Below are 18,220 nucleotides of genomic sequence, written 5' to 3' on the forward strand. Positions count from 1 at the left end.
GTGCTTGGCTGACCGCGCCGCCGCCATGTCGCGCCAGAGTCCTCACCGGTGAACCCACGGGGGAAGTCCGATGCCACGCCTGCTGATCGCGATCGCCCTGCTGCTCGTGGCCGGCTGCGTCCAAGCGCAGACTCTGCTCAACGTCTCCTACGACCCCACACGCGAGTTCTACCGCGAATACAACGCCGAATTCGGGCAGTACTGGCAGGCGCAGGGCCACGGCGCGCCGCGCATCCAGACCAGCCACGGCGGCTCGGGCAAGCAGGCACGCTCGGTCATCGATGGGCTGGAGGCCGATGTGGTCACCCTGGCCCTGGCCTACGACATCGATGCGCTGGTCGAACACGGCCGGCTGCTGGCGCCCGACTGGCAGCAGCGCCTGCCGCACAACAGCGCGCCCTACACCTCGACGATCGTGTTCCTGGTCCGCCGCGGCAACCCCAAGGGCATCCGCGACTGGGGCGACCTGGTGCAGGCCAGCCTCGGCGTCATCACCCCCAACCCCAAGACCTCGGGCGGCGCGCGCTGGAACTACCTGGCCGCCTGGGCCTGGGCGCAGCGCCGGTACGGCGGAGATGAAGCGCAGACCCGCGACTACATCGCCCGACTGTTCAAGAACGTGCCGGTGCTCGACACCGGCGCCCGCGGCGCGGTCACCACCTTCGCCCAGCGCGGCATCGGCGACGTGCTGCTGACCTGGGAGAACGAGGCCTTCCTCGCCCTGCGCGAGTTCCCGAATGCTGGACTCGAGATCGTGGTGCCCAGCCTGTCGATCCTCGCCGAACCGCCGGTCGCCGTGGTCGATCGCAACGTCGACCGCCGCGGCACCCGCGCCCTCGCCGAGGCCTATCTGCAGCACCTGTACTCGCCGGCCGCGCAGGCGCTGGCGGCCAGGCACTACTACCGTCCGCGTCTGCCCGAGCACGCGGCCGCCGAAGACCTCGCCCGCTTCGTGCAGACCGAACTGGTCACGATCGAGGCCGAGTTCGGCGGCTGGCAGCAGGCGCAGGCGATCCACTTCGCCGAGGGCGGCGTGTTCGACCAGCTGTATGGCCAGTGAGGCGCTGACGCTGCCCCGCCTCAAGCCGCGCCGGGCCCTGCCCGGCTTTGGCCTGAGCCTGGGCTACACAACGGTCTGGCTCAGCCTGATCGTGCTGATCCCGCTGTCGGCGGTGTTCCTGAAAGCCGCCGGCCTCGGGCTGGAGGGCTTCATCGCCAAGCTGTCGGATGCGCGCACGCTGGCTGCGCTCAAGCTGAGCTTCGGCACGGCCCTGCTGGCCGCGGCGATCAGCACGGTAGCAGGCCTGCTGATCGCCTGGGTGCTGGAGCGCTACCGCTTTCCCGGTCGGCGCATTTTCGATGCGCTGGTCGACCTGCCCTTCGCCCTGCCAACGGCAGTCGCCGGCATCGCGCTGACCGCGCTGTACGCGCCCAACGGCTGGATCGGCCAGTGGCTGGAGCCCCTGGGCATCCGGGTGGCCTACAGCCCGCTGGGCATCCTGCTGGCGCTCATTTTCGTCGGCCTGCCCTTCGTGGTGCGCACGGTGCAGCCGGTGCTGGCCGAGGCGGAACGCGAGCTGGAGGAAGCCGCCGCCACGCTGGGCGCCAATGCTTGGCAGACCGCGGTGAAGGTGATCCTGCCGAGCGTGCTGCCGGCGGCGATCGGCGGCTTCGCGCTGGCCTTCGCGCGCGGGGTCGGCGAATACGGCTCGGTGATCTTCATCGCCGGCAACCTGCCGCATGTCTCGGAGATCGCGCCCTTGCTGATCGTGATCCGGCTGGAGGAGTTCGACTACGCAGGCGCTGCGGCCCTTGCCTGCGCGATGCTGCTGCTGAGCTTCGCCATCCTGCTGGTCGTCAATCTGCTGCAGACTCGGGTGAGCCGCCGTGGACGCTGAGACCGCGCTGATGCATCCGCCCACCGCCCTGCTGCGAGAGACTGTGCGCGCACCGAGACCCGCCGAGGTCGGCGCGCGCCTGGTCCGCGCCCTGCTCATCGCGCTCGCCCTGTTGCTGCTCATCGGGCTGATCCTGCTGCCCCTCATCGCAGTCTTCGCCGAAGCCCTGCGCCACGGCCTGCCGACGTTTCTCGCCAGCTTCGAGGACCCCGACGCCTGGCATGCGATCCGCCTCACGCTGACCGTGGCGGCGATCGCGGTGCCGCTCAACACGGTGTTCGGCCTGGCCGCCGCCTGGCTGATCGCCAAGCACCGCTTCCGCGGCCGCAGCCTGCTGCAGAGCCTGATCGACCTGCCCTTCTCGGTGTCGCCGGTGGTCGCCGGCCTGGTGTTCGTGCTGATCTTCGGCGCGCAGGGCTGGGGCCTGGGGCCCTGGCTGGCCGAGTACGGGATCAAGGTGCTGTTCTCCCTGCCCGGCCTGGTGCTGGCCACGGTCTTCGTGACCTTTCCCTTCGTTGCGCGGGAACTCATCCCGCTGATGGAGGAACAGGGCAAGGACGCCGAGGAGGCCGCGCTCAGCCTGGGCGCCAGCGGCTGGCAGACCTTCTGGAAAGTCACCCTGCCGAACGTCCGCTGGGCCCTGCTCTACGGCGTGCTGCTGTGCAATGCACGGGCGATGGGCGAGTTCGGCGCGGTCAGCGTGGTCTCGGGCCACATCCGCGGCGAGACTAACACCCTGCCCCTGCAGGTCGAGATTCTCTACAACGAGTACGCCTTCAGCGCGGCCTTCGCGCTGGCGGCAGTGCTGGCCCTGCTGGCCCTGCTGACGCTCGCCGTCAAGACCTTCCTCGAATGGCGGCACGGCGACGAGCTGGCCGCCAACCGCCGGCACTGACCCTTTCCGGATTCCCCCTGCCATGACCACCCACTCCGCGCGCGGCGAAGCCCTGAGCCTCGAAGGCATCAGCAAGCGCTTCGGCGATTTCCAGGCGCTCAGCGACGTCCATCTGAAGGTGGAACCTGGCGAACTCATCGCCCTGCTCGGGCCGTCCGGCTCCGGCAAGACCAGCCTGCTGCGGATCATCGCCGGGCTGGAGCAGGCCGACCGCGGGCGGCTGAAGTTCGGCGAGCGCGATGCCTCGCACCTGAGCGTGCAGGCGCGCCGCGTCGGCTTCGTGTTCCAGCACTACGCCCTGTTCAAGCACATGCGCGTCGCCGACAACATCGCCTTCGGCCTGAGCGTGCGGCCGCGCAGCGAGCGGCCGGCAGCGGCGGCCATCCGCGCGCGCGTCGAGCACCTGCTGGAGCTGGTCCAGCTGCCGGGCCTCGGCGATCGTTACCCCAGCCAACTTTCCGGCGGCCAGCGACAGCGGGTGGCGCTGGCGCGCGCGCTGGCCATCGAGCCGCGCGTGCTGCTGCTCGACGAGCCCTTCGGCGCGCTGGACGCCCGCGTGCGCAAGGATCTGCGGCGCTGGCTGCGCGAGCTGCACCGCGAGACCGGCGTCACCACCGTGTTCGTCACCCACGACCAGGACGAGGCGCTTGAGCTCGCCGATCGCGTGGTGCTGATGCAGGGGGGCCGGATCGAACAGATCGACACGCCCGAGCACGCCTACCGTGAGCCGGCGTCGCCGTTTGTCTTCGAGTTCCTTGGCGAAGGCGCGCGCCTGCAGGCCGAGGCCCGCGCCGGGCGGCTGCTGCTGGATGGCATCGACATCGGCGCCGCGCAGACGCAGGCCAATGGCGAGGTGCGGCTGCATCTGCGGCCCGAGCATCTTGAGCTGCATACCGAAGCCGCAAGCGATGCGGTGCCGGTGGAGCTGGTCGAACAGCACAGCAGCGGGCCGCGCAGCCGCCTGCGACTGAAGCTCGCGCGCAGCGGCCAGGCGCTGGAGCTGGACCTGCCGGCCGGCCAGCTGCCGCCGCCGGGTGCCGCCCTGCATCTGCGCTGCACGCGCTGGCAGGTGTTTGCCTGATCGCGCTTTCCGCAACACTTTATGGGTTCCTCGCGGATTCGTGTGGGTGATTCCTGCGCGCTCGCGTGGACCCGCCGCCGTCGTCGCCGGCCTTGGTGCGCCACAGGCGCACCCTACGCAGCCGATCGACTCGGCTGACTAAAGCTCAGGCCGCCGCCTGCAGTGGCCACATCCTTGGGATCGCGTACCAGCACAGCAGGCAGACGATCAGCTTGAGCGGCACGCCCACGCGCAGGAAATCGGCAAATCGATAGCCGCCGATCTGGTGCACATAGGTGTTGGTCTGGTAGGCCAGCGGCGAGGCGAACGAGGCGCTGGCGCCGAACAGCACTGCGACGACGAAGGGCCGTGGGTCCAGCCCCAGATGCAGGCACAGCGGAATCACCACTGGCGCCAGCAGGGCCACGGCCGCACCATTGGTCAGCACCTCGGTCGCGAGCGTCGCGATGAGCAGGGTCAGGCCCAGCAGCAGCCAGGGCTCGACCCGCCCGGCACTGCCCTCCAGCGCATCGGCCAACAGCCCGACCGCGCCGCTGCCGACCAGGGCCTCGCCGATCGCCAGCATGCCGAACACCAGTCCGAGCGTTCGAAGGGACGGTCGATTGAGCGGCTGGGTGCGCGAGATCGCGCCGCCCAGCATGACGATCAGCGCGGCCAGCACCGCCGCCTGCGGCAGGCTCAGCCAGCCGATCGCCGGCAGCGCGGCCGCGGCCAGCGCCAGCCAGGCCACCCACTGCCGGTGCGTGGCATGGCCGGCACGCTCGACCTGCAGCGGACCCAGCGCGGCCTCGCTGGCGAGCAGGCGCTCCAGCTCGGGGCGCGACCCACGCAGCAGCAGGCGGTCACCAATCTGTATCCGGTGCTTGGCCCAGTGCGCTCGCCCCTGCGCTGCCGCGAGCCCCAGCACTTCGATCCCATGGATGCGATCCAGCCGCAGCCCCGCCAGCGGCAGCCCCAGCCAGCGCGACTGCGGCGGCACCCAGACTTCGACATCGATCGGAGCCACGGCCCGATCGGCCTGGCGCAGATCGGCCTGCGCAATCCACCAGCGCGCCGGTGCCTCCAGCAGCAGGCGGTCGCCCGCACGCAGGCGCAGATCGGCGATCAGGCTGGTGCGGCCAGACTCCTCGGTCGCGGACTGCGTATCGGCGTCGCGCCGGCAGTCGAGGATGCTCACGCCGGCATGCCTCTGCAGGAACTCCAGCGCGGCAGTGCCGACCAGCGGATCACCGGCCGTGATCGCGTGCTCGCCCAGCATCAGGCGTTCCGGCTCGTAGAGCTGGGCGCTGGGCGCGTCGCCGACTGGCATCAGGCGCGGCCCGAACAGCGCGAGAATGCCCACGCCGCCGGCGGCGCACAGCAGGCCGAGCAGACTGAACTCGAACAGTCCGAAGCCGCCGAGACCGGCCTGCAGAAGACTCTCGCTAGCGATCAGGTTGACCGAGGAACCGACCAGGCTGAGACAGCCGCCGAGGCTGGCCAGGAAGACGATCGGCAGCAGCACGGGCTTGACGGAAATCCCGCTCTGCCGCGCCAGCGCGACCACCGCAGGCGCGGCCAGCACCACCATCGGCGTGTTCGCCAGCACCGCGGAACCCAGCAGCACGCCCGCGTACAGATGCACCCAGGCGCGCCGCGGATGGCGGCCGACCTGGGCCTTCAGGCGGCGCACGAAGCGGTCGATCAGGCCGGTGTGCTCCAGCGCCGCGGCCACCAGCATCATGCCGGTGATGATGATCAGGCCGGGGCTGCCGATCACGCCCATCAGGCCCGGGCCATCGAGTGCGCCACCGAGCAGCAGCACCGCCGCACCGGCCAGCGCCGCACGGTGCGGCGCCACACGGTCGCTGGCCATCGCCGCGAACACCAGCGCGGCGACGAGCAGGCTCAGGACAAGCGCCGCGCTCACGAGACGGTGATCCCGCGCTTCAATTTCCTCACCCGGCGGGAGTACCCTGCGCGGGCTGTCGATCGCTGGACCACGCCATGCTCTCCATGAAGGCCAAGTACGCCCTGCGCGCCCTCTGCACCCTGGCCGAACCCGGGCGCGGCCTGACGCCGGCGAGGGTGCTGGCTGCCGAAGCCATGGTGCCCGAGAAGTTCCTCGAAGCGATCCTGGTCGAACTGCGGCACGCGGGTTATGTACAAAGCAAACGCGGACTGCTGGGCGGCCACAGCCTTGCGCGACCGGCGGAGGAGATCCTGCTCGGCGACGTGATCCGCTGCATCGATGGACCGATCGCCCCGCTGCGCTGCGCCAGCGTCAGCGCCTACGCACCCTGCGAGGACTGCCCCGACCCCGGCAACTGCGCGATCCGCGATCTGATGGCGGACGTGCGGGTGGCGATGTGCGAAGTGCTGGATCGGCGCAGCCTGGCCGAGCTCGCCAGCCGCGCGCGCCTGGGACAGGAATCCCTGCTGGTCTGAGATTTCCAGCCTAACCCACTGTTTTGAAAACACTTGTTACTTGCTCGCTGCGACCGCCTCAGGCACTGGCCTAATATCCTACTCAAATGATAGAACTTTAACCGCAGGCAAACGCCGGGCTAACCCGGCCGGGACTAGCGTCAGCACGCGCCACCCCACAGGAGCACGCCGATGAGCCGCAGACTGCAGCCCGAATTCCGCAGCGCCACGCTCGCGCCGACCGCGAACAATCTGAGCCACGAAGTTGCGTTTGCCAGCCTGATCGCGCGCATCCGCGCAGCCTGGCTGGAGCCCGCGTCCCCCATGCGCGATCAGCAGCTCAGCCGCGCGCTGATCGACTTCTGCATCGACAGCCCGCTGCCGGCGGCCCTCGGCCATTCCGACCCCGATGGCTACCGGCGCGTGGAGCTCGAACGGGACATGCGCCAGGGCTGGCGCCTGCTGGCCATGGTCTGGGCCCCGGGCCAGCGCAGCAGCCTGCACACCCACGGCGGTCGCCCGGCGCACGAGGCGATCTGGCGCGGCGCGCTGACGGTCGAGCATTTCGAATCCACGCCGCTGGCCGACGAGCGTGTGCTGCTCTGCCTGCTGGCGCGCGACGCCCTGCATGCCGGCGATGCACAGGTGTCGCCACGCTTCCACGAGGACATCCACCGCTGCAGCAACGAGGGCGACGAGGTCTGCGTCAGCCTGCATCTGCTGCCGCTGGAGTCACCCCCGCAGCACGACTTCGAGCTGTGCAGCGACGGCGCCTTCCGCATCGTCGATGCAGCTGTGGAACACCACGAAACCCTTCACGCCTGAGCCACCGCAGGGACATCCCATGCATCTCGCCATCGTCGGCGCCGGCCTTTCCGGCATCGCCCTGCTCTACCAGCTGATCGAACAGCGCGCGCCGCTCGGTCGCGTCAGCCTGGTCGGCAGCGGCCCGGATTTCGCGCGCGGCCGCGCCTACGCGACCTCGGGCGATCTGCACCTGCTCAACGTGCGCGCCGCCGACATGGGGCTGAAGCCCGATGCACCGGGCGACTTCGCCGACTGGCTGGAACTGGGCGGCAGCAACCGCGAGGCCTTCCTGCCGCGCAGCCTCTACGGCGACTACCTCTACCAGCGCATGAACGAGGCGCTGTTGCGCGCGCCCTTCGCGATCGAGTGCGTGCGCGCCACCGCGCAATCGCTGACGCCCACCGGCGCCGGCTTTCGCATCGCGCTGGACGGCGAGCGCCGGCTGCACGCCGACCGCGTCGTGCTGGCGCTGGGCAGCCTGCCGCCGCAGCCGCTGCCCGGGCTGGCCGCGGCCCTGCGGCGCAGCCACGCCTATGTCGAAGATCCGTGGGCGCCCAATGCCCTCGACGGCGTGGCGGCCGACGCCGAGGTGCTGATCGTCGGCACCGGGCTGACCTGCTTCGACCTGCTGCAGACCCTGCAGGCGCGCGGCCACCGCGGCCGCGTCCGCGCCATCAGTCGCCATGGACTGCTGCCGCAGCCGCAGACCCTGCGCCGGGCCGCACCCGCGACGCTGGACGCAGCACTGCTGGCGCAGATCCACAGCCCGGACCTGCGCGGCCTGGTGCGCGCACTGCGCACCGCCTGCGCGCAGGCCAGCGACTGGCGGCCGGTGCTGGATGCGCTGCGCCCGCATCTGACGCGCCTGTGGCGCGGCCTGGGCCAGAGCGAACGCGCGCGCTTCATGCGCCACCTGCGCAGCTACTGGGAAGTGCATCGCCATCGCCTGCCCCTGCAGAGCCACGTCAAGCTGCAGGACTGGCAGCGCAGCGGCTGGCTGCAGGTGGAGGCAGCGCGACTGGAGAGCGCCGAACTGAAGAGCGGGCGTGTTCACGTGCGACTGCGGACGCGCGGCGCCGAGGCCTCGACGGCCCACGCCTGCGACGTGCTGATCCGTGCGACCGGGCTCGATACCGATGTCGCCAATACGCCCGAGCCACTGGTTCGGCAGCTGCACGATGATGGCTGGCTCAGCGCGGATCCACTGGGCCTCGGCTTCAAGTGCGACGGCGGCTTCGGCCTGCTCAACCGCCTGAACCGTCGCGCCGAGGGCCTGTACGCGCTCGGCCCGCTGCTGCGCGGCGAGTACTGGGAAATGACCGCCGTGCCCGAGCTGCGCGCCGCGGCCAAGGCGCTGGCCACCGAGCTCGCGGCAGCGGCGCTGGAAGAATCCTCGCGACAGCGGCCGCTGCTGCACGCGATCTGAGCGCGGCGAGGCGCGGGTGACGGCACTCGCAGGCGGCCCACACACCAGCGCGCCGCGGAGCGGTGCGCGGCAGGCGAACGGCTCGATCCTCCAAAGCGGTGCGCCGCAGGCGCGCCCTACGCGAACCGACGCGCCGGGATCTGCAGACGCACGGCGTCACTCGCCATCGTAGGGTGCACGTGTCGCGCACCTTCTGCTTCGTCGCATCGGCGCGTCGCACAACACAACACTCACGGGCCGTGAACTGCAGGTGCCCGGAATCACCCGCCAAAGCGGTGCGCCGCAGGCGCACCCCACGCGAGCCGACGCGCCGGATTCTGCTGGCGCACGGCGTCACTCGCGGTTGTAGGTGCGCGTGTCGCGCAGCTGCAGCTTCGAACGACGCCATGCCTCGACCGAAGCCCCAGTCACCGGGCGCATCAGCCGCGCGCGTCGCCGAGCAAAGCCAGCGCAACGCGCCACGCGTCGCAAGGGCTGCACACGCCAGCGCTCTCCGCGCACCTCGCGCGCGAACACGACGTGCAAACCTTGCGTCCGACCGCCTCTGACGCCCGCGCAGGACTCGCAAGCAAACGCCCCACGAACGGGCGACGCGCACCGCGCCGTGGCTTGTTCCTGACTGTCCGGTAGCGCGACCAAACGCCATTCGCGCCTGCGATGGCGCATCGACAGGCTCATGGCTCGCGGGCTTCTACGCAGGCCATCGATCCGATGGCGAAGACGAAGACGCTCGCGCGAACACGCCCCTTCCCTGCGCCACGGACATCCCATGAACCGCATCCACCCGCTCGCCCATTCGATCCAGGCGATGCTTGCCGGCGCCCTGCTCGGCATGGCGCCCGCCACCGCGTTTGCCGCCTCGCCGATCGCAGAGGCGGCGCTGACCCCTTCGGCCTCCACCGGCGTTGAGGCCTCCACCGGTACTGCTGCTGCCGCATCGACAGCGAAGACCCTGGACGCGGTCGCGGTCACCGGTGCGCGCCGTCGCGAGGAGGCCGCGCAGGACGTGCCGATTCCGCTCAGCGTGCTGAGCGGCGAAACCCTGACCCGGACCGGCGCCTACAACGTCAGCCGCCTGCAGAACATCGTGCCGACCCTGCAGTTCTACTCCAGCAACCCGCGCAATACCGCGGTCAATATCCGCGGCCTGGGCCAGCCCTACGGCCTGACCAATGACGGCATCGAATCCGGCGTCGGGTTTTATGTCGATGGCGTGCTCTACGCGCGCCCGGCCTCGACCACGCTGGACTTCATCGATGTCGAGCGCATCGAGGTCCTGCGCGGCCCCCAGGGCACGCTGTTCGGCAAGAACACCACCGCCGGCGCGATCCTGGTCACCACGCGCAAGCCGAGCTTCACCCGCGAGATCGACGTCGAACTCGGCATCGGCAACGAGGGCTTCCTGCAGAGCAAGGCCTCGCTGTCCGGGCCGCTGGGCGAGAACCTTGCCGGGCGGCTGTCGTTCTCGGGCACCCAGCGCGATGGCGTGGTCCGCAACGTCGCCACCCAGCGGGATGTGAATGAACTGAACAACCTCGGCGGCCGCGGCCAGCTGCTGTTCCAGCCCACCGACAACACCGAGGCCCTGCTGGCCTTCGACTTCACCCGGCAGCGCCCCGAAGGCTATGCGCAGGTGCTGGCCGGCGTGGCACCCACCTGGCGCGGCACGCCGGGCTACGCCTCCGGGCTGTACGGCATTCCGGCCAATCCCAACGCCAATCCGCGTCGACACTTCTGGGGCATCCTCTCCGAGCTGGGCTATGTGCCCCCGAATGTGGATCCGGCCACGCGCGAGGTCCGCCCTTTCGACCGGGTGATCGATACCGGCACGCCCTGGCGTTCCGGCAACGAGATCGGTGGCGCCTCGCTCAACATCGACAGCCAGCTGTGGTCGGGCACGCTGACCTCGACCACCGCCTGGCGCTTCTGGAACTGGGACCCGTCCAACGATCGCGACTACACCGCACTGCAGATCGGCACGCTGTCGCAGGCGCCGTCCAAGCACGAGCAGTGGACGCAGGAGATCCGCTGGGCGGGCGATCTGTCGTCGGGGCTGAGCGCGGTCTTCGGGGTGTACGGCTTCGCCCAGAAGCTCAACACCGACCCGGTGCACACCGAAGAGGTCGGCGCCGACTACTTCCGCTTCGTCTGGAACCCCTCGCCGGGCCCCAATGGCAGCCCCAACATCGCGCTCTGGGGCCCCGGCGGATCGGTGGTCGGCAACTACTTCGCCGGACAGCGCAGCGAGATCACCTCGCAGCTCGACACCGTCAGCGCGGCCGTGTTCAGCCAGCTCGACTGGGCGATCAGCGAGCGCCTGCATCTGCTGCCCGGGCTGCGCCTCAACTACGACAGAAAGGAAGTCGACTTTCAGCAGCGCGCCGTCAACATCCCCGTGCTTCCCGCCGGCTCTCCGACGCCGCCGGCCGCGGCCTACAGCAACCAGACGGCACAGCGCGAAGACGACGACACCAACGTCTCGGGCCAGCTGACCCTGGCCTACAGGTCGAGCGAGAGCCTCAACTACTACGCCAGCTTCGCGACCGCGTTCAAGTCGATCGGCATCAACCTGGGCGGCGGCCCGGCGATCGAGATTCCCCCCGAAGACGTGCGCCACATCGAGATCGGCCTGAAGAGCAGCCCGCTGCCGGGGGTCAAGGCCAATCTGAGCGCCTACAACACCGACGTCGAGAACTATCAGACCCAGGTGCTGGTGGTCGGCAACCCGCGACCGGTGATCGCCAGTGCCGACAAGGTGCGCGTGCGCGGCCTCGAATTCGACGGCAGCTGGGAGATCGGCGAAGCCCTGTCGCTGTACACCGCGCTCGCCTACACCGACGGCCGCTATGTGTCCTTCCCGAACGCGCCGCTGCCGCTCGAACTGACCGGCTACACGGCGCCCTCGGGACTGCCGCAGGTGGACGTGTCGGGGCTGCGGCTGCCGGGCATCTCGAAGTGGTCGGGCTCCCTCGGCGGCGAGTACCGCGGCCGCGGTCGATTCCTCGGTGAGGCCGGCGCCTGGTTCACCGGCGCGGATCTGTTCGCGCGCAGCGGCTTTTCCTCCAGCGCGACGCCGTCGGAATTCCTCAATGTGCCGGGCTACAGCCTGCTGAACCTGCGGGTCGGCTTCGCCGCGGACAGCGGCTGGTCGGCCTACCTGTGGGCACGCAACGCCCTGGATCGCGACTATGTCGAGCTGCTGCAGGCCGCACCGGCAGGCCAGGGCGCCGGCCATTACGGCGCCCAGCTCGGCGACCCGCGTGCGTTCGGGTTGAGTCTGCGCTTCGCGCTGTAGTGCGGGCGGGGCAAGGCCGGCCTCCAAGTCAGTGGATCGCAGGGTCGCGGGCCGACGCTGACACGGCCAGCACGCAGGGCGATGGAACATGGCATCGTTCCGCTTCGCTCCCCGTGGCCCTCGGATCCTGCAGATGCCCGCATCGCTTTCGAGCCCTCGCGTCGCCGCCCGTCGACTCGCCCATGGCCTCTGGCTAGCGCTGGCAGCTGCAGGCGCAGCGGGAGCAACGGCCGCATCTGCCACCGCCGCTGCAGTCAAGCCTGACATCGCCGTGCAGGCGGATGCCGACCTGCGCCTGCAGGCCCTGCCCTGGCGCGTCGATCAGCGCAGCGCTGCGCCTACCAGCGCCGAGGCTGCGACCTCGATCGCGCTGGGCTTCCTGGGATCCTCCGCGGCGATCACCGCGGTTCCGGGCGCCGACCAGCTGCGGCGCATCGACGCCCAGCGCCTGCGCAGCGGCGCCTGGCTGCTGCGCTTCGCACCCTATCTTGAGGGCATCGAGATCTTCGGCGAGCGCGTCAGCCTGCTGATCGATGCCGAGGGCCGCGTGCGCGCCAGCACCGGCGGCGGCCGCGGCGGTTCGGGTGATCGATCGCGCGCACCCGCGAACTGGACGCTGCAGGCCAGCGAGGCCGCTGCACGCGCACTTGGGCCATGGGGCTTCGATCCGGCCCAGCTGTCCGGGGCGTGGCAGCCAGTGGCCGAGCCAAGCCGCGGCCGCGGCGCCTTCCAGCGCCTGGAGCTGGCGCTGATGCTGCGGCGCGGACCGAGCGGCGCTGAGCTCACCGAGCCGGCACGCACCAAGCCGGTCTGGTTCCGTCACCGCGGACAGCTGCGCCCGGCCTGGTACGTCGAGACCGCCGTGCTGCCCGCGCAGGGACCGCTGCGCAGCGAACATCACGCTGCGATTGTCGATGCCGCCGACGGCGCCCTGCATCTGCGCCAGTCGCTGTCGGCACACGCCAGCTTCCTCTGGCAGGCCTATGCCGAAACCACGGGCGACAAGCGACCGCAGCCGGGGCCGCAGGGCCGCGCCGACACGCCGCACCCCACCGCCCTGCCCGATGGTTTCTCACCGGCACTGATCGAGCCGGTCCGCGTCGAGCTGGCGCAGGCGCCGCTGTCCAGCGTCTGGCCGGGCTTCGAGTTCAGCGACCCCTGGCTGCGCGTTCGCGACTTCGAGACCCGCGGCAACAACGTCGACGCCTACGCCGACCTCAATCCACCGGACGGCTTCAGCGAAGGCGACATCCGCGCCCAGCTCAGCGGCCCGCTGAGCTTCGCGCCGGGCTACTCGCTGCAGCTGCCGCCGGACTTCGACAAGCCGCAGATCGAGGCGGGCGTCGTCAACGCCTTCTACCTCACCAACTACCTGCACGACTGGTTCTACCCCGCCGGCTTCGACGAAGCCGCCGGCAATGCGCAGATGTCGAACTTCGAGCGCGGCGGCCTGGAGTTCGACGAGATGCGGGTGGAAACCCTGGACTTCTCGGGCGTGGACAACGCCAACATGGTCACGCCGGCCGATGGCGCGTCCCCAAGGCTGCAGCTGTTCCGCTTCCGCGGACCGCAAGTCGCCGCGCTGCAGGTGGCCGCGCAGACGCCGCTGCGCGTGCAGACCGCGCGGTTCGGGCCGCAGGACTATCAGCTCACCGCGGCGCTGGCGCTGGCTGACGACGGCAGCGGCGAGCCGCGGGACGGCTGCGAGCCGCTGCAGGGCAGCCATGCCGGCCAAGCCGTGCTGATGGAACGCGGCAGCTGCACCTTTGCACAGAAAGCGCTCAATGCGCAGGCGGCGGGTGCTGCGGCCGCGCTGATCTACGACAGCGAACCCGCGGGCTGGCCGAGCATGGCGGGCGATGCGCAGGGCGTGAACATTCCGGCGCAGGGCCTGAGCCGGGCGGATGGACTTGCGCTGATCGGACAGCTGGCACAGGCGCCTGTGAATGTCACCCTTCGCGCCGAGCGCCTGCCGGATCGCGATGCGGCCATGGACGCAGCCATCGTCGCCCACGAGTGGGGCCACTTCATCAGCAGCCGCCTGATCGGCGATGGCGCGGGCCTGTCCAACCACCAGTCGCGCGCGATGGGCGAAGGCTGGGCCGACTTCCACGCCCTGCTGCTGCTGGTGCGCGCCGAGGATGCGCTGACCGCAGCAGGCACCGACTTCGCCGGCAGCTATGGGGTGATGAACTTCGTCAGCGCCGGACGCATGCCGAGCTTCAGCCCCGATGCCAGCTACTTCGGCATCCGCCGATTTCCCTATTCGACCCGCCGCGCGATCAACCCACTCGAGTTCCAGCACATCGCCAGCAACGCCCAGCTGCCGGGCAGCGCGCCACGCACGCCGGCCGAGCTCTCCAGCGACAACTCCTCGGTGCACAACGCTGGCGAGGTCTGGGCCAGCATGCTCTGGGACTGCTATGCCGGGCTGCTGCGCGAAACGCTGCCGCCCAATCCTCGCTACGACTTCTTCGAAGCGCAGCGACGCATGAGCGAATATCTCGTTGCCGCCTACAAGCTCACGCCGAACGCGCCCACCTACACCGAGGCGCGCGACGCACTGCTGATGGTGATGGCGGCCTCCGATCTCGACGACCTGCGCATCTGCGGCGCGACCTTTGCGGCCCGCGGCGCCGGCCTGCGCGCAAGGGCGCCGAGCCGCCTGAGCCTGACCCTGCAGGGGGTGCAGCCCAGCCGGATCGACGGCGGCGATCTCAAGGTCGACGCCATCGAACTGCTGGAGGCCGACAGCTGCGATGGCGACGGCGTGCTGGACCCCGGCGAAACCGGCAGCCTGCGCCTCACCCTGCGCAATTCGGGCACGCAGTCGCTGGCCGCGAGCGACGTCGTGGTCAGCGCAGGCGCGAGCCGGCTGGTGTTCACCGAGGGCACCCAGCGGCCGCTGCCGCCCACCCGGCCGCAGCAGCAGGTGCAGGTCGAGTTCGCGGTCGCGCTTGATCGCGGCAGCGGCCTGCAGGCGATCACCGTCGAGGCGGTGCCCGATGATCCGGCGATCGGATTCGCCACCGGCGAAGCGCGCAGTGAGGCCTTCGCGGTGGACTTCGACCTGCGCGATTTCGTCAGCCGCAGCGACGGCTTCGACAGCCCGCGCCTGGTGTGGACGCCGGCACAGGACGAAGGCCTGGACCCGCAGCTCGTCGGCTGGCGGCGGCGCGCGCTCGACGCCCTCGAATGGGTGCTGCACGGGCCGGACTTCGGCACCGAGGGCCAGGCCTGGGTGGAATCGCCGACGCTGGTGGTCAGCACCAGCACCGACTTCAGCATCGAGTTCAGCGCGCGCTACAGCTTCGAGGCTGACAACAGCACCGCCTACGACGGCGGCGTCATCGAACTGAGCCTCGACGAGGGCCAGACCTGGCAGGACGTGTCGACGCGTGGCGCGCTCAGTCCGGCCTACGGCGGCGAACTGTCCGACTGCTGCGACAACCCGCTGGCCGGGCGCGCGGCCTTCGTCGGCAACAGTCCTGGCTGGCCGAATACCTTCACCCCGCATCGCATCGACTTCGGGCGCAGCCTTGAAGGCCAGCAGGTGCGCCTGCGCTTCCTGGTCGCCACCGATGCGGCGGTATCCGCGCCGGGCTGGGAAATCGACGAGGTGCGGGCGATCGGCATCGACAACACGCCGTTTCCGCAGCGCGTGCCGCAGGCCACCGCGTGTACCCTGAGCGGCCGTTTCAGCGATGGCTTCGAGGAGCGCCCCTGATGAACGCGAACACGCCGACGCGTCGATTGCGCCCTGAACTCTGGCTGCTGGCCGTGGCCTGCGTGCTGCTGGCGGCCCAGGCCGGCTTCCATCTGCTCGCCTATCCGCGACTGGACCAGGGCCTGATCGACTTGAGCGCGGTCGGCGCGGAGCAGCCCCTGCCCAGCTTCGACGTGCTGCGCGGGGCCTGGATCCTGTACGCCGTGCACCTGCTGATCGCCTCGCTGCTGTGCGCGGCCTGCGCGCTGGCGCCGCGCCTGTTCGGCCGCGGCCCGCGCATCGCCCTGGTGGTGTGGCTGGGGTTGGACACGCTGCTGCTGTTCTACTTCGTCGGCCCGTTCCTGGGCAGCGTGCTGATGGCGATCAGCGCCAGCGCGGTCGCCGCGGCGGCACTGCTGCCGGCGCAGCGCGACGAGTCATAGGGCGGGCCCTGGCCCACCGTGGTCTGCAACCTCGCCTGGTCCATGCGTGCGTGGCATCCACGCCTATGGTGGGCCGGGGCCCACCCTATGAATCGCGGTGATGTGGGAGGGCATCGAACATCCCGGTTTGCCCACATTCTGGGCCGGCAATGCCCATCCGATCTTCCGCAGACCATAGGGTGGGCCCTGGCCCACCATGAGCCCAGCGCCTGCCTCACTTCGCTGGTTGCACATCGAGTCGCGATGTCCTCCAACGCCGGCCCACACGGATGGGGGGCTGCGCCCGCCGTGCGCTCAAGGCCCACCGGCAGCTTCGGCCGCGCTCCACCGCCCCCAAGCCGCGCTTCGAGGCCACATGCTCGCTCCGCATTGATGTCGGATGACGGAAGATTCGCAGCTGCATCTTCGCGGCATCACCCGGCCCTGATGCATCACACCGATAACAAAAGCCCATGCCCGACATCCTGATCCTCTACTACAGCCGCAGCGGCAGCGTGGCCCAGCTGGCGCGGCAGATCGCCCGCGGCGTCGATGAAGTACCGGGCATGGCCGCGCGCCTGCGCACGGTGCCGCCAGTCGCACCGGTCACGCAGACGGCCGCCCCGCCCGAACCCGAAGACGGCGCGCCCTACGTCGAGCGCAGCGATCTCGCCGACTGCGCAGGCCTGATCCTCGGCAGCCCCACCCGCTTCGGCAACATGGCGGCACCGCTCAAGCACTTCCTCGATTCGCTGGGCGCGGAATGGGCCTCGGGCACGCTCGTCGGCAAGCCGGCCGCGGTGTTCACCTCGACCGCCTCGATGCACGGCGGCCAGGAATCGACCCTGCTGAGCATGCTGGTCCCGCTGCTGCACCACGGCATGCTGATCACCGGCATCCCCTTCACCGAAGCCGCGCTCAGCACCACGACAACAGGCGGCACGCCCTACGGCGCCAGCCACTGGACCGGCCACGAAGGACACACCCAGCCCAGCGAGGACGAGCGCCAGCTGGCGCGCGCACTCGGGCGGCGCGTGGCCCTGATCGCGCACAAGCTCGGAGCCGGCGCATGACCTTGGAATCCGCCAACCCCAACCTGTTCGATGAGAACGCGAGCCCGGTGCCCGACCACATCGGCCGCAGCGCCTGGCGCATCGGCGTGGTGCTGCTGTGGGCGCTGATCGCCCTGCAGCTGGCCTGGTATCTGGTGCTGCTGCCGCCGGCGCGGGTCAGCCCCTGGCTGCCGCTGGCCTTCCTCGGCCTGCCGCTGCTGATTCCGGCGCTGTGCGCGCTGGCGCAGATGAAGAAGGCCCTGTTCTGGGCCGGCTTCATCGCCATGTTCCACTTCACCCACGGGGTGATGGAGGCCTGGACCGTGCCCGCCGCGCTGTGGCCGGGGCTGATCGAAGCGGCACTCGCCGCGGGCGTCTGCTGTGCCGCGGCCTGGCACGGCCTGTCGCGGCGCATCTACTGGCGCAAGCTGGTGAACGCCGCGAGCGAAGAGGCAGGAGCCTGAGGCCAGCCCGTATAATTCGCGGCCTCCCCGCGTCATACGGCCTCGCCATGGACCAGCTCTGCATCGTCACCACCGGCGGCACGATCGACAAGATCTACTTCGACGACAAGTCGGACTACCAGATCGGCGACCCGCAGATCGGCCGCATCCTCGAAGAGCTGGGCGTGACCTTCCGCTTCTCGGTGATCCCGATCCTGCGCAAGGACAGCCTGCACCTCACCAACGAGGACCGCGCCCTGGTCAAGCAGACCATCCTCGCGCAGCCGGCGAAGCACGTGCTGGTCACCCACGGCACCGACAGCATGGTCGAGACCGGCCGCGTGCTGGCCGACATCCCGGACAAGACCATCGTCATGACCGGCGCGCTGAACCCGGCGCGCTTCCGCGGTTCGGACGCCGAGTTCAACATCGGCACCGCGGTCGGCGCCGTGCAGTGCCTGCCGCCGGGCGTCTACATCGCCATGAACGGGCGCATCTGGGACCCGGCGAAGGTGCGCAAGAATGTGGCAGCCAATCGGTTCGAAGCGGCTTGAGGGTGAGGCTCCAACGCAGAGGATCGAGCGGAACCGAAGCTCCTTCCATGCTCGCGTACGGTGGCTGGCATGATTTGCGGCGTTCTGGGTTCGTCATCCCCGCGCATGCGGGGATCCAGTGCCTCGGCGTGCGCGGCGAGGATGTCTGGGCCCCCGCCTCCGCGGGGGCGACGACGCGCACTGCGGCGTCGCTCGGGGCTGTCCTTCCGGCTCTCGCAGTTTCCGGCCTCATGCC

The 18,220-nt window shown here is 70.2% G+C and carries 15 protein-coding genes; 13 read left to right on the forward strand and 2 right to left on the reverse strand.

All coding sequences use genetic code 11. The features are described 5' to 3' along the window. The first annotated feature begins 70 nt into the window (after positions 1-70). Genes Q0654_RS11385 through Q0654_RS11400 form a run of 4 tightly spaced genes read left to right on the forward strand, consistent with a single transcriptional unit; the run spans position 71 to position 3,874 of the window. Entirely contained in the window at positions 71-1,060 is a 990-nt protein-coding gene (locus tag Q0654_RS11385) for a sulfate ABC transporter substrate-binding protein (protein WP_298853889.1), read from the forward strand. Beyond that, positions 1,050-1,898 (forward strand): sulfate ABC transporter permease subunit CysT, encoded by an 849-nt coding sequence (gene cysT / locus Q0654_RS11390; RefSeq protein ID WP_298853891.1) that lies wholly within the window; start codon positions 1,050-1,052, stop codon positions 1,896-1,898. Before Q0654_RS11385 ends, cysT begins: the two co-directional genes overlap by 11 nt. A gap of 10 nt (positions 1,899-1,908) precedes the next feature. Next, positions 1,909-2,793, forward strand: a complete 885-nt coding sequence (gene cysW / locus Q0654_RS11395; protein ID WP_298854077.1) for a sulfate ABC transporter permease subunit CysW — start codon at positions 1,909-1,911, stop codon at positions 2,791-2,793. 22 nt (positions 2,794-2,815) lie between these two features. Next, the gene (locus tag Q0654_RS11400; RefSeq protein WP_298853893.1) at positions 2,816-3,874 is read left to right on the forward strand and encodes a sulfate/molybdate ABC transporter ATP-binding protein; all 1,059 of its coding nucleotides are present in this window, start codon (positions 2,816-2,818) and stop codon (positions 3,872-3,874) included. A gap of 145 nt (positions 3,875-4,019) precedes the next feature. On the opposite strand, the gene Q0654_RS11405 is transcribed toward Q0654_RS11400, so the two are convergent. Further along, a complete protein-coding gene (locus tag Q0654_RS11405; RefSeq protein ID WP_298853895.1) occupies positions 4,020-5,783 on the reverse strand; it encodes an SLC13 family permease in 1,764 nt (587 codons plus the stop codon). Between the two features lie 77 nt (positions 5,784-5,860). Between Q0654_RS11405 and Q0654_RS11410 the strand changes: the two genes are divergently transcribed. From Q0654_RS11410 to Q0654_RS11420, 3 genes are all read left to right on the forward strand, one after another. Then, positions 5,861-6,301, forward strand: a complete 441-nt coding sequence (locus Q0654_RS11410; RefSeq protein WP_298853897.1) for an Rrf2 family transcriptional regulator — start codon at positions 5,861-5,863, stop codon at positions 6,299-6,301. Between the two features lie 171 nt (positions 6,302-6,472). Further along, the gene (locus Q0654_RS11415; protein ID WP_298853899.1) at positions 6,473-7,105 is read left to right on the forward strand and encodes a cysteine dioxygenase family protein; all 633 of its coding nucleotides are present in this window, start codon (positions 6,473-6,475) and stop codon (positions 7,103-7,105) included. 19 nt (positions 7,106-7,124) lie between these two features. Beyond that, positions 7,125-8,513 carry an FAD/NAD(P)-binding protein gene (locus tag Q0654_RS11420; RefSeq protein WP_298853901.1) on the forward strand — a complete coding sequence of 463 codons (1,389 nt, stop codon included), beginning with the start codon at positions 7,125-7,127 and terminating at the stop codon, positions 8,511-8,513. Between the two features lie 333 nt (positions 8,514-8,846). Here the strand turns inward: Q0654_RS11420 and Q0654_RS11425 are convergent, their stop codons facing one another. Continuing rightward, on the reverse strand, positions 8,847-9,191 hold the full coding sequence (locus Q0654_RS11425; protein ID WP_298853903.1) for a hypothetical protein: 345 nt from the start codon (positions 9,189-9,191) through the stop codon (positions 8,847-8,849). 91 nt (positions 9,192-9,282) lie between these two features. Here Q0654_RS11425 and Q0654_RS11430 point away from each other — a divergent pair, with 91 nt between their 5' ends. The 6 genes from Q0654_RS11430 (at position 9,283) to Q0654_RS11455 (ending at position 17,985) form a co-directional block, all read left to right on the forward strand. After that, positions 9,283-11,808 carry a TonB-dependent receptor gene (locus Q0654_RS11430; protein WP_298853905.1) on the forward strand — a complete coding sequence of 842 codons (2,526 nt, stop codon included), beginning with the start codon at positions 9,283-9,285 and terminating at the stop codon, positions 11,806-11,808. Between the two features lie 133 nt (positions 11,809-11,941). Then, positions 11,942-15,535: a M36 family metallopeptidase gene (locus Q0654_RS11435; RefSeq protein ID WP_298853907.1), complete on the forward strand. Its 3,594-nt coding sequence runs from the start codon at positions 11,942-11,944 to the stop codon at positions 15,533-15,535. Further along, entirely contained in the window at positions 15,535-15,957 is a 423-nt protein-coding gene (locus Q0654_RS11440) for a hypothetical protein (protein ID WP_298853909.1), read from the forward strand. Before Q0654_RS11435 ends, Q0654_RS11440 begins: the two co-directional genes overlap by 1 nt. Positions 15,958-16,409: 452 nt before the next feature. Next, positions 16,410-17,009, forward strand: coding sequence for an NAD(P)H:quinone oxidoreductase (gene wrbA / locus Q0654_RS11445; protein ID WP_298853911.1), 600 nt, complete (start codon positions 16,410-16,412; stop codon positions 17,007-17,009). Further along, a complete protein-coding gene (locus tag Q0654_RS11450) occupies positions 17,006-17,452 on the forward strand; it encodes a DUF2069 domain-containing protein (protein ID WP_298853912.1) in 447 nt (148 codons plus the stop codon). Before wrbA ends, Q0654_RS11450 begins: the two co-directional genes overlap by 4 nt. A gap of 47 nt (positions 17,453-17,499) precedes the next feature. Continuing rightward, positions 17,500-17,985 (forward strand): asparaginase domain-containing protein, encoded by a 486-nt coding sequence (locus Q0654_RS11455; RefSeq protein ID WP_298853915.1) that lies wholly within the window; start codon positions 17,500-17,502, stop codon positions 17,983-17,985. Positions 17,986-18,220: the final 235 nt, after the last annotated feature.

The sequence above is a fragment of the uncultured Aquimonas sp. genome (genome assembly GCF_937888285.1).
In the GTDB taxonomy this organism is placed as follows: Bacteria; Pseudomonadota; Gammaproteobacteria; order Xanthomonadales; family Xanthomonadaceae; genus Aquimonas.